Source organism: Bradyrhizobium sp. URHD0069, assembly GCF_000701345.1.
In the GTDB taxonomy this organism is placed as follows: Bacteria; Pseudomonadota; Alphaproteobacteria; order Rhizobiales; family Xanthobacteraceae; genus Bradyrhizobium.
The window spans coordinates 44,289-56,238 of record NZ_JNIJ01000019.1 but is presented as its reverse complement, the minus strand read 5'-3'; the positions used below and the strand labels follow the sequence as shown (position 1 = coordinate 56,238).

At 63.5% G+C, this 11,950-nt stretch carries 9 protein-coding genes; 7 read left to right on the top strand and 2 right to left on the bottom strand.

Annotation, left to right across the window (positions count from 1 at the left end):
• Window positions 1–2 precede the first annotated feature (2 nt).
• The 3 genes from acs to N554_RS0112980 all read left to right on the top strand — a co-directional run bounded on the left by acs (window position 3) and on the right by N554_RS0112980 (window position 3,331).
• Window positions 3–1,955: an acetate--CoA ligase gene (gene acs, locus N554_RS0112990; protein ID WP_029583863.1), complete on the top strand. Its 1,953-nt coding sequence runs from the start codon at window positions 3–5 to the stop codon at window positions 1,953–1,955.
• Window positions 1,956–2,233: 278 nt separating this feature from the next.
• Window positions 2,234–2,746 carry a L,D-transpeptidase gene (locus N554_RS0112985; RefSeq protein ID WP_029583862.1) on the top strand — a complete coding sequence of 171 codons (513 nt, stop codon included), beginning with the start codon at window positions 2,234–2,236 and terminating at the stop codon, window positions 2,744–2,746.
• 279 nt (window positions 2,747–3,025) lie between these two features.
• Window positions 3,026–3,331, top strand: a complete 306-nt coding sequence (locus tag N554_RS0112980) for a hypothetical protein (protein WP_029583861.1) — start codon at window positions 3,026–3,028, stop codon at window positions 3,329–3,331.
• 19 nt (window positions 3,332–3,350) lie between these two features.
• Here the strand turns inward: N554_RS0112980 and N554_RS0112975 are convergent, their stop codons facing one another.
• Complete coding sequence (locus N554_RS0112975; RefSeq protein ID WP_029583860.1) at window positions 3,351–3,569, bottom strand: DUF1674 domain-containing protein; 219 nt, start codon at window positions 3,567–3,569, stop codon at window positions 3,351–3,353.
• Window positions 3,570–3,760: 191 nt separating this feature from the next.
• Here N554_RS0112975 and N554_RS0112970 point away from each other — a divergent pair, with 191 nt between their 5' ends.
• The 3 genes from N554_RS0112970 (at window position 3,761) to purH (ending at window position 8,667) form a co-directional block, all read left to right on the top strand.
• Entirely contained in the window at window positions 3,761–5,113 is a 1,353-nt protein-coding gene (locus N554_RS0112970) for an RsmB/NOP family class I SAM-dependent RNA methyltransferase (RefSeq protein ID WP_029583859.1), read from the top strand.
• A gap of 154 nt (window positions 5,114–5,267) precedes the next feature.
• Window positions 5,268–6,983: a heparinase II/III family protein gene (locus N554_RS0112965; protein WP_029583858.1), complete on the top strand. Its 1,716-nt coding sequence runs from the start codon at window positions 5,268–5,270 to the stop codon at window positions 6,981–6,983.
• A gap of 91 nt (window positions 6,984–7,074) precedes the next feature.
• Window positions 7,075–8,667, top strand: a complete 1,593-nt coding sequence (gene purH, locus N554_RS0112960; protein WP_029583857.1) for a bifunctional phosphoribosylaminoimidazolecarboxamide formyltransferase/IMP cyclohydrolase — start codon at window positions 7,075–7,077, stop codon at window positions 8,665–8,667.
• 24 nt (window positions 8,668–8,691) lie between these two features.
• Here the strand turns inward: purH and N554_RS0112955 are convergent, their stop codons facing one another.
• Window positions 8,692–10,080 carry an MFS transporter gene (locus N554_RS0112955; RefSeq protein ID WP_029583856.1) on the bottom strand — a complete coding sequence of 463 codons (1,389 nt, stop codon included), beginning with the start codon at window positions 10,078–10,080 and terminating at the stop codon, window positions 8,692–8,694.
• A 164-nt stretch (window positions 10,081–10,244) separates the two neighbouring features.
• On the opposite strand from N554_RS0112955, the gene ggt reads away from it, so the two are divergent.
• Window positions 10,245–11,948: a gamma-glutamyltransferase gene (ggt, locus tag N554_RS0112950; RefSeq protein WP_245283591.1), complete on the top strand. Its 1,704-nt coding sequence runs from the start codon at window positions 10,245–10,247 to the stop codon at window positions 11,946–11,948.
• Window positions 11,949–11,950 lie beyond the last annotated feature (2 nt).

Genomic DNA, 11,950 nt, shown 5'->3' with positions numbered 1-11,950 from the left:
AGATGTCCGAGAAGATCTATGATGTGCCCGCCGAATGGGCCAAGCGCGCCTGGGTCGATCAGGCCAAGTACCGGGAGATGTACTCGCGCTCGATCAGCGACCCCAACGGATTCTGGGCCGAGCAGGCCAAGCGCATCGGCTGGATCAAGCCTTTCACCAAGGTCGAGAACGTTTCCTTCGCGCCCGGCAATATTTCGATCAAATGGTTCGAGGACGGCGTCCTCAATGTCGCCTGGAACTGCATCGATCGCCATCTCGACAAGCGCGGCAACCAGACCGCCATCATCTGGGAGGGCGACGACCCCTCGGAGTCGAGGCACATCACCTATCGGCAACTGCACGACGAGGTCTGCAAATTTGCCAACATCCTGCGCACCCGTAACGTCAAGAAGGGCGACCGCGTCACAATCTATCTTCCGATGATTCCGGAGGCCGCCTATGCAATGCTGGCCTGTGCGCGGATCGGCGCGATCCATTCGGTAGTTTTCGCCGGCTTTTCGCCCGACAGTCTCGCTCAGCGCATCACCGACTGCCAATCCAAAGTGATCATCACCGCCGACGAAGGCCTGCGCGGCGGCAAGAAAGTGCTGCTCAAGGCCAATGTCGATGCCGCGATTGCCAAATGCGGCGGCGTCGATTGGGTCGTCGTCGTCAAGCGCACCGGCGCTGCCGTCGACATGAACCCGGTGCGCGATTTCTGGTACCACGAGGCGGCCAAGATGGTGACGACGGAGTGCCCGTGCGAACACATGCACGCCGAGGATCCGCTGTTCATTCTCTATACGTCGGGCTCGACCGGCCAGCCCAAGGGCGTGCTGCACACCAGCGGCGGCTACCTGGTGTTCGCGTCGATAACGCATCAATACGTGTTCGACTATCACGACGGCGACATCTACTGGTGCACCGCCGACGTCGGCTGGGTCACCGGCCACAGCTACATTCTTTATGGGCCATTGGCGAACGGCGCCACCACGCTGATGTTCGAGGGCGTGCCGAATTATCCCGATAGTTCGCGATTCTGGAACGTCATCGACAAGCACAAGGTCAACATCTTCTACACCGCGCCGACCGCGATCCGCGCGCTGATGCAGAGCGGCGACGAGCCGGTCAAGAAAACCTCGCGAAAGAGTCTTCGATTGCTCGGCAGCGTCGGCGAGCCGATCAATCCGGAAGCGTGGGAATGGTATCACCGCGTGGTCGGTGACGGCCGCTGCCCGATCGTCGATACCTGGTGGCAGACCGAGACCGGCGGCATTCTGATCACGCCGCTGCCCGGCGCCACCAAGCTGAAGCCGGGTTCGGCGACGCAGCCCTTCTTCGGCGTTGTGCCGGAAATCGTCGATGGCGACGGCAACGTGCTGTCAGGCGAATGTCAGGGCAACCTCTGCATCGCCAAATCCTGGCCGGGGCAGATGCGCACCGTCTTTGGCGATCACGCCCGCTTCGAGCAGACCTATTTCTCGACGTACAAAGGAAAATACTTCACCGGCGACGGCTGCCGCCGCGATGCCGCTGGCTACTATTGGATCACCGGGCGCGTCGACGACGTGATCAACGTCTCCGGTCACCGCATGGGCACCGCCGAGGTCGAAAGTTCGCTGGTGGCGCACGCGAAGGTCTCGGAAGCCGCCGTCGTCGGCTACCCCCATGACATCAAGGGCCAGGGCATCTATGCCTATGTGACCTTGATGAGCGGCACCGAGCCGAGCGAGGAGTTGCGCAAGGAATTGGTGGCGTGGGTACGCAAGGATATCGGGCCGATCGCCTCCCCCGACCAGATCCAGTTCGCACCGGGACTGCCGAAGACCCGCTCCGGCAAGATCATGCGCCGCATCCTGCGCAAGATTGCCGAGGACGAGCCGGGCAGTCTCGGCGATACCTCGACCCTGGCGGATCCTGCCGTGGTCGACGACCTGGTGCGGCACCGCCAGAACAAGAAGGATACGGCGGCGTAGGAGCTCAAAGCCTGAGGACGGGCAACTTCATCGTCAGAGCAAGCCGCTCAGGGCAGCCCGTTCCTGGCGGGTGTTGTTTTCCGGTCATTTACTTTGTTTCCAACATTTTCTCTCAATGGCCGCGCTGGATGCACGACGCGGGCTCGCGGAAAACCTCTCGGTTAGTGCGAACGACTAAATTGCGTCGGCAAAGCTGGCGGCAAACCTTCATTTTGCAGGTTTTGCGGTACACTTCACGGCCCTTGGCGGGGGGTGGCCGAACGCGGGTGGAGAGATTGATGTCGTTGAGGATTGCGGTGGCGGTGGCGGCCACCATCGGGGCGGGTATGTTGGGTGTGACTGCGGCCGAGGCGCGGCCGGACGTGGTCGACTTCCAGGGCGATTATTCGCCGGGAACGATCGTGGTGAAGACCAACGAGCGCCGGCTCTATCTCGTTGTCGATGAGAGCCGCGCGGTACGCTATCCGGTCGGGGTCGGCAGAGCCGGCAGGCAATGGACCGGCGTCACCCGGATCGACGGCAAGTATCGCAATCCGGCCTGGTCCCCGCCGAGCGAAGTGAGGCGTGACAAGCCGTCAATCCCGGACGTAATTCCCGGCGGCTCGCCGCGCAACCCGATGGGCGTCGCGGCGCTGACGCTGGAGGGTGGAGCATATGCGATCCACGGCACCAACGTGCCGGGCTCGATCGGCGGCTTCGTGTCCTATGGCTGCATCCGCATGCTGAACGAGGATATCACCGACCTGTATCGGCGCGTTTCCATCGGAACGAGGGTGGTGGTATCGCACTGATCCGCGTCCAGGCGATTTGAAATGCGAAAAGCCGCCCGCTGCGCGGTCTTTTTTGCTTGAAGAATCTGCTCGCGGCTTCGGCGGCCGCCGACGAGGCGTCTGATTCTGGGGCGGGCAAGCGGCAGATGATCACTCAAGCGACCGGCCACGGCGCGCCCGAATGGCGGACGGCTCAAAACCATCGGAATGCGATCTTCCAGGTTCGTACTTCCTTCAAACCCGGAGTGCTACGCCGATCGGTCGTCCAGCAATCCTCAACCAACCGAAGAAAATTTCCTAATGAAGCCGATTCGTTCAATGCCCCTGCTGGTAGCGATCGCCATCATCAGCGGCCTGATCATTGTCGTAACCCAGCTTAGGCTTCATGGATTCGTTTCGTTGCAAACAGGTCAACTGGCCGCCTATTCGACAATTTGCCTCAACGCCGTGGTCGCCATTCTGGTATTTTGGACACAACGCCGTGCCGCTTGGGGAGCCTATTTGCTCGTCAGCTTTTTAGCCCTGTTCTTGATCGGTGCGGCAACGCCCATCGGCGGCCTTTGGATCTTAATGGTGGTTATCTTTGATTCGCTGGCGCACGGCTAAGCATTCGCTGGCGTCCGGCTCAAAAATCGGAGGCGATGCCTTTGTTTTCCCAGTCGCCATACCGCGTCGGTTCCGGACCTTTCGGGCCCTGAAATTCCTTTGCCGCAGGTTTTGCGTTTGCCTCGGCGGCTTTTCTCCGCGCTTCGGCTTCGGCGAGCGCGCGCTCGGCCGCCGGCGTGAGCGGCTTGCGTTCCGGTGGAGGTGCCGACCTAACAGGCAGTGATGGATCGTCAGGCATCATAAATTTCCAACGAGGTTCAACCGATTGAGATACAGATCATATGGCGATCGCAAAAAAGGAAGGGCGATTCTTACATTTGGCATATTCCCGTGGCAAACGTGCTTCGCCTTCCGATGGCAGCCTTTCCTTCCGATGGCGTGAGCGACAAACGCTACTCCCCGTCCATTTTTCCGAGATGTTCCCGCTCCATGCCTCCACAACGATTCGTAATGCCATCCGAGGTGCCCGGTCTTTCGGCGCGGCGGATCGCGGCGGACATCCTCGACGGCGTATTGCATAAGCATCGGACGCTGGACGACCAGCTCGATGGCGCCGCCGCGCACCCCGGACTGAAGTCGCTCGCCGATCGCGACCGCGCTTTGATGCGGCGCCTGGTGGCAACGATTTTGCGGCGGCTCGGCACATTAGGGCATGTGCTGTCGCGGCTGCTCGATCGCGGCATTCCGACCGACGCGCCGCGCGCGCAAAGCGCGCTCCTGATCGGGGCTGCGCAGATTCTCTGGATGGATGTGCCGGATCACGCCGCGGTCGATCTGTCGGTGCGGCTGGTGCAGTCGGATCGGCGGGCCGCGAAATATGCCGGACTAGTCAACGCGGTACTGCGCCGCTGCGCGCGCGAGGGGCAACCGCTGATCGACGAGGTGAAATCGCAGACGCTCGATGTTCCGCCGTGGCTATTGGCGCGCTGGATCGCTTATTACGGCGAGACTGTCGCTCGCGACATCGCGCTGGCGATCAGCCACGAGCCGTCGCTCGATATCACCGTAAAATCCGATGCCGCGCAGTGGGCGAGCCGCTTGCATGGCGAAACCCTGCCGACCGGATCGGTGCGCACGCTGCTGCAGGGGTCGGTGACCATGCTGCCAGGCTTCGCCGAAGGCCAATGGTGGGTGCAGGACGCCGCCGCCGCACTGCCCGCGCGCCTGTTCGGCGACGTCGCCGGCAAAACCATCGTCGATCTCTGCGCCGCGCCGGGCGGCAAGACGGCACAGCTCGCACAAGCCGGCGCACGCGTCACCGCGGTCGACCGTTCACCCCATCGCATGGCGCGGCTGCGCGATAATTTCGCGAGGCTGGCGCTGCAGGCAGAGCTCGTGGTGGCCGACGCCACCGAGTGGGCTGGCGGAAACAACAGCGGCGGCTTCGACGGCATTCTGGTCGACGCGCCCTGCACCTCGACCGGCACCATCCGCCGCCATCCCGACGTCGCCTGGCTCCGGCAGGAAGCCGACCTCGGCGCGCTGACGGCGCTGCAGGGACGCTTGCTGCAAAAGGCGGTCGCGCTGCTCAAGCCCGGCGGCACGCTGGTCTATTGTACCTGTTCGCTGGAGCCGGAAGAGGGCGAGCAGGCCATATCCGCCCTTCTCAGCGCCGAACCAGCCGTGCGCCGCGCGCCGATCGATGCCGGCGAGGTCGCGGGCCTCAGCGAAATCCTGACCGTGGAAGGGGATTTGCGTACCCTGCCCTGCCACCTGCCGCATCAAGACCCCCGGCTGGGCGGGCTCGATGGATTTTACGCGGCCAGGCTGATCAAATCCTGACTTTATATCGTATTTCCGCGATCCCTCCCTGATTCGCGCATTTTCAAGAGGGTGTGTTGGCCGCGTTTCCGGATTAAAAAGGATTCGCAGCAAATTCTCCCAATCAAGGTAAGGCGTGTCCGTCGCTCAACGCAGACGCATTTCGACGCTGATCATGGGCCGCTTCGCGCGGAACATGATGGCGCGCGCGAGCGGCGGCTCGGTCGCGCTGTCTCGGCTGTGGCCGGGCCGGGCCGATCGCCTGATCATCGCTCCGCATGACCTGCGCACCGCCGACGCCACCCGCGCCTCCGAGATCTATGCCGGCCGCTTTGTATTCGCCGGCAAGATCGTGACCTGCCACGGGCGCTCGATCTTCGATCTCGAGCCGCCGTCGGAAGATTGGGAGGTGGCGCTACTCGGCTTCGGATGGCTGCGGCACCTGCGCGCGGCCGATACCGCGCTGACCCGCGCCAACGCCCGTGCGCTGGTCGACGACTGGATTTCAAATCTGGCGCAGAAACGTCGCGTGGGCCGCCGCGCCGACGTGCTGGCGCGCCGCGTGATTTCGCTGTTGTCGCAGGCGCCGTTGGTGCTCAGCGACACCGACAACAAATTCTATCGGCGGTACTTGCGCGGGCTGACGCGGGAAATCCGCTATCTGCGCTACACGACGTTCGATATTTCCGACGGCGTGCCGCGGCTGCAGGCGCTGATCGCGCTGTGTTACGCCTCGCTCTGCCTCGCCAACCAGGCGCGCCACATTCGCGCCGCCACGCGCAAGCTCTCGGACGAACTGCAGCGGCAAATACTTCCCGATGGCGGGCACATCTCGCGCAATCCCGGCGCGTTGATCGAATTGCTGATCGACCTGTTGCCGCTGCGGCAGACCTTCGCCGCCCGTAACATCGCGCCGCCGCCGGCGCTGTTGAACGCGATCGACCGCATGATGCCGATGCTGCGCTTCTTTCGTCACGGCGACGGCAGCTTCGCGCTGTTCAACGGCATGAGCAGCGCGCCATCGGATTTGCTGGCAACCCTGCTCGCCTATGATGACACCCATGGCGCGCCGATGGCGAACATGCCGCACACCGGCTTTCAGCGGCTGGATGCCGGCGCGATGACGGTCATCATGGACACTGGCGCCCCGCCGCCACCGGGTGTCAGTCACGACGCTCACGCCGGCTGCCTCTCGTTTGAACTATCGTCCGGACCGAGCCGGATCGTGATCAATTGCGGCATGCCCGCTACCGGCCGTGACAACTGGCGCAGCTTTGCGCGCGGCACGGCGGCGCATTCGACGCTGACCTATCATGATACGTCGTCCTGCCAGTTCGTCGAGCTCTCGGCCATGAAGCGGCTGTTGCAGGGCGCGCTTTTGGTCAGCGGGCCGGTCAACGTGGAAAGCTATCGCGAGGTGGTCGCCAACGGCGTCTTGCTGACCACATCACATGACGGCTACCTGGCGCGGTTCGGCGTGGTGCACCGCCGGGTGCTGTTGGTCGCGGATGACGGTTCCAGGCTCGACGGCGAAGATACCATGTCGCCGGCGCCGGGCGGCCGGATCAAGGGCAACGAGGCCGACTTCGCATTGCGCTTTCATCTCCACCCTTCCGTGAAGGCGAGCCGGCTCAGCGACGCACGCGGCGTGATGCTGGTGCTGCCGAACCGCGACGTCTGGACCTTCGAGGCGCTCCACGACAAGGTCGAGCTGGAAGACAGCGTGTTTCTGGCGGGAAACGACGGCCCGCGCCGTACCGCTCAGATCGTGATCCGGCAGGATTCGCGGCACGCCCCCGCGATCCGCTGGAGCTTTGTGCGCTCGACGGCTTCGCCGTCCGCGACGTCGGCGCGACGCAACGCCCGCCGCGAGCCGGAACTGCCGCTGTAAACTGTGGCCCGGGAATCAGATAGTCGCCAACGCCGGTTTCGTGGCTGGCGAAACCGTGCTACCCGGCGGGCGTATTTGCAGGACCAAACGAATGACCGACCATCCGCGCCGCGTAACCCGCGCTCTGTTGTCCGTATCCGATAAATCCGGACTGTTCGAATTCGCCCGCGCGCTTGCAAGCCACGGCGTCGAACTCGTCTCCACCGGCGGCACCGCGAAGGCGATCGCGGCTGCTGGGTTGAAGGTCAGGGACGTTTCGGAGCTCACGGGTTTTCCGGAAATGATGGACGGGCGGGTCAAGACGCTGCACCCCAAAGTGCACGGCGGGCTGCTCGCGATCAGAGACAATGCCGAACATGCGCAAGCGATGAAGGCGCACGGCATCACGCCGATCGACCTGCTGGTCGTCAATCTCTATCCGTTCGAGGCCACCGTTGGTAAAGGCGCCGGTTTCGAGGAATGCATCGAGAACATCGACATCGGCGGCCCCGCGATGATCCGCGCCGCGGCGAAGAATCACGATGACGTCGCTGTCGTCGTCGAATCGCAGGATTATCAATCCGTGCTCGACGAACTCGCCGCCAATCAGGGCGCGACCACGCTGACGCTGCGCCGTCGTCTTGCGGCGAAAGCCTACGCCCGCACCGCCGTCTATGACGCCGCGATCTCGAACTGGTTCGCAGGTGAGCTTGAAACCGAGGCGCCGGATTTCCGTGCCTTTGGCGGAAGGCTGCTCCAGCCGCTGCGCTATGGCGAGAACCCGCATCAAAATGCTGCGTTTTATAAGACGCCGGATCGCCGCCCCGGCGTGACGACAGCGCGGCAACTGCAGGGCAAGGAACTATCCTACAACAACATCAACGATACCGACGCGGCCTATGAATGCCTCGGCGAATTCGATTCCGCGCGCACCGCGGCCTGCGTTATTGTCAAGCATGCCAATCCCTGCGGCGTCGCCGAAGGCGCCGACCTCATCAGCGCCTATCGCAAGGCGCTGGCCTGCGATTCAACGTCTGCCTTTGGCGGCATTGTCGCGTTGAACCGAACACTGGATGCGGCAGCCGCGCGCGCCATCACCGAAATATTCACGGAAGTGATTATCGCGCCGGATGCGACGGAAGAAGCTATCGCCATCGTCGCCGCGCGAAAAAATCTGCGGCTGTTGCTGGCAGGCGGGCTGCCCGATCCGCGCGCTATTGGATCAACCGCAAAGACCGTTGCCGGCGGCTTGCTGGTGCAGAGCCGCGACAACGCCGTGGTCGACGACATGACGCTGAAGGTCGCGACCACGCGCGCGCCGACCGACGCCGAAATGCGCGACCTCAAATTCGCGTTCCGCGTCGCCAAGCACGTCAAGTCCAACACGATTGTCTACGCCAAGGATCTCGCCACCGTCGGCATCGGCGCCGGGCAGATGAGCCGGGTGGACTCCGCGCGCATCGCCGCGCGCAAGGCGCAGGATGCCGCGGATGAATTGAAACTCGCCGCGCCGATGACCAAGGGCTCGGTCGTGGCGTCGGACGCCTTCTTTCCGTTCGCCGATGGACTATTGGTGGCGATCGAAGCCGGCGCTACCGCTGTGATTCAACCCGGCGGATCGATACGCGACGATGAAGTCATCAAGGCCGCCGACGATGCCGGCATCGCCATGGTGTTCACCGGCGTCAGGCATTTCAGGCATTGAGACGACTTATCGCGCGACTGATAGTCACTTGTCCCGCACCCGGGCCAATAGCGCCAATCCCGTTGCAAAGAACATCACCAGCACCGCCATGCCCGCCTTCTGGCTTGCGGTCACCGCCGTGATCGCGCCGATCAGCAGCGGCCCGACGAACGAGGTGACCTTTCCGGTCAGCGCGAACAGCCCGAAATGTTGGGCAACCCGGTCTTTCGGCGCCATGCGGATCAGGAGTGTCCGGGATGCGGCCTGCAGCGGGCCGCCGGCCGCGCCGATCAGGCATCCCAGCACCAGATAAGCGCGCTCCGCGGCGCCGGAAAACAGCGGCGCGCCCGGCTCCGGCGGCGCGACCTTGACGAACAAAATCGAATCCTTGTCCACGAGCAGAATTGCAACAATCGACAGCAGCAGGATCAGCAGGCTGCCGGCGATCACTCGTTTCGGTCCGAGCGAATCGTCGAGCTTGCCGCCGAGCCATGCGCCGAACGCACCGGCGACGGCCAGCAGGATACCGAAGGTGCCGATCTGTATCGTATGCCAGCCGAAAGTGCCGGCGGCATAGATGCCGCCGAACGCAAACAGCGACACCAGCCCGTCAGTGTAGATCATGTTGGCGAGTAGAAACGTCGCCATCGATCTGCGTTGCGGCAATTCGCGGAGCGTCTGCCTCAGTTCGATCAATCCCTCGCGCAGCGCTGCGCTCACGGGGCGTTTGGCAGGATAATCCGGGGTCAGCAGGAACATCGGCAGCACGAAGACGGTGAACCAGATGCCGCTTAAGGGGCCGGTGATGCGGTCGCCCTGGTGCGTAACGGGATCGAGACCGAAAAGTGGCGTGAATCCGAACAGCGTGCGCCCCGTATCGGGATTGGCGGCGAGAAAGCCGAGCACCAGGATGAGGCTCAGGATGCCGCCGATATAGCCGGTGGCCCATCCCGTGCCGGACAATCGCCCGATCTTGTCCGGCGGCACCAGCGACGGCATCATCGCGTTGTTGAACACGATGGCGAATTCGACGCCGATGGTCGCGATCCCGTAGGCCAGCAGCAGCGCCGGAATCACGCTGGCGTCGCCGGGTCTACCGAACCACATCAAGCAGGAGCCGATCACCAGGAGCGCGCCGAACCCCGCGATCCATGGCTTGCGGCGGCCGCTGGCGTCGGCAATCGCACCCAAAACCGGCGACATTAGCGCGATCATCAAACCTGCCGCCGCCGTCGTGAACCCCCATAGCGCCTGCCCGCTGGCCGGATTCGATGCCACATGGGTGGCGAAGTAGGGCGCGAAAACGAAGGTGGTGATCAGCGTAAAATAAGGCTGCGTGGCCCAATCGAAGAAGATCCAGCTAATAACGGCGGCACGGCGCGGGAAAATCTGCGGCATTCCAGCCGTGTCTGCATCCGACGCCATTATCGCCATGCCCAAAATATTCCTGCCGAATCACAAAGACGGGTTTTGCCTACTGTATCGGAAACCATATAGCATTCACGACTGCGATACCCCTTACGTATTTTCGCGAGCGCCGCGGCGGCATTTTGATGAGCTTCTTCAGGATCGAACGGCGCGGGATACTCGCAGGCCTCATGCTCCTTGTCGCGTGCTGGCTGCCCGCGAGCGCTCAGGAGCGCCGCGGCGTTTACACGCCTGCCGCCGTCGACGCCGTTCATGCCGTTGTTGCCAGGCACGGCATGGTGGTCGCGCAGGAGAAAATCGCGGCACGCATCGGCGCCGATGTACTGAGGCGTGGCGGCAATGCGGTCGATGCCGCGGTGGCAACCGGTTTTGCCCTGGCCGTGACGTATCCGCGCGCGGGCAACATCGGCGGCGGCGGCTTCATGATCATTCATTCGGCGGAGCGCGGCGAGGACGTCGCCATCGATTATCGCGAGACCGCGCCGGCCGCGACCACGCCAGAGATGTTTCTTGGGCCCGATGGCAAGCCCGAGCCGGCCAAGTCGCGCGATTCCGCGCTCGGCATCGGCGTCCCCGGCACGGTCGCCGGCCTTGCCATCGCGCTCGATAAATACGGCTCGGGCAAATTCACGCTTGCGGATCTAGTCAGGCCGGGAATTACATTGGCGGCCGATGGCACTGAGATCACCGACGACAGCGCCGACACGCTGCCGGACTGGCACCGCCGGCTGGCGCGCTGGCCCTCGTCGGCGAAGATCTTTTCCCGCGCCGACGGCAGCTCCTTGCGCGAAGGCGACAGGCTGATCCAGAGCGATCTGGCGGCGACGCTTGCCGCGATTGCCGAACGAGGGCCGCGCGGCTTCTACGAAGGCCCGGTCGCTGAAAAACTGGTAAAGGCTGTTCGCGACGCCGGCGGCATCATGACGCTGGACGATCTCAAATCGTATCAGGCCGTGATCCGCGCGCCGGTCCGCGGCACGTATCGCGGATATGACATTATCTCGATGCCTCAGCCTTCGTCCGGCGGCGTCGTGCTGCTCGAGACATTGAATATCCTCGAGGGTTTTCCGATGCGTGAGATGAAGCGGGGCTCCGCGCCATCGCTGCATGTCATGATCGAAGCTATGAAACGCGCCTATGCGGACCGCGCGCGCTATCTCGGCGATCCCGCCTTCGTCAAGGCGCCGATTGCAACTCTGACTGCGAAGGACTACGCGGCGAAGCAGCGCGCCAGTATCGATCCCGATCGCGCGACGCCGTGGACCGATGCGCTGTCGGCGACGCCGCCGCGCGAAGGCAGCAACACAACGCATTTTTCGGTTGTCGATAGTTTAGGCAATGCGGTCAGCAATACCTATACGCTGAATTTCAGCTACGGCGTCGGGCTGGTTGCCGACGGCACCGGTGTGTTGCTCAATAACGAACTCGACGATTTCACCGCGGCGCCCGGCGCGTCCAATGCCTTTGGCCTCGTCGGATTCGAGGCCAACCTGCCCGGCCCCGGCAAACGGCCCTTGTCGTCGATGGCGCCGACCATCGTACTGAAGGACGGCAAGCCGGTTCTGGTGACGGGATCGCCAGGCGGCAGCCGAATTATCTCGGCGGTGCTGCAGGTTGTCGTCAACGTGCTCGATTACGGCATGGATGTCGCCGCCGCAGTTGCGGCGCCGCGACTGCACCATCAATGGCTGCCGGACGAGGTGCGGATCGAGCGCGGCTTTGCCGACGACACAATTGCGGCGTTGAGGGGAAAGGGCCATCGCGTGATTGAACCGCTCGGCCAGACTTCGGCCAATTCGATCGCCGTGACGGCGAATGGATTGCTCGGCGCTCCCGATCCGCGCACCCGTGGCGCGGAAGCGGCGGGACAATAGTT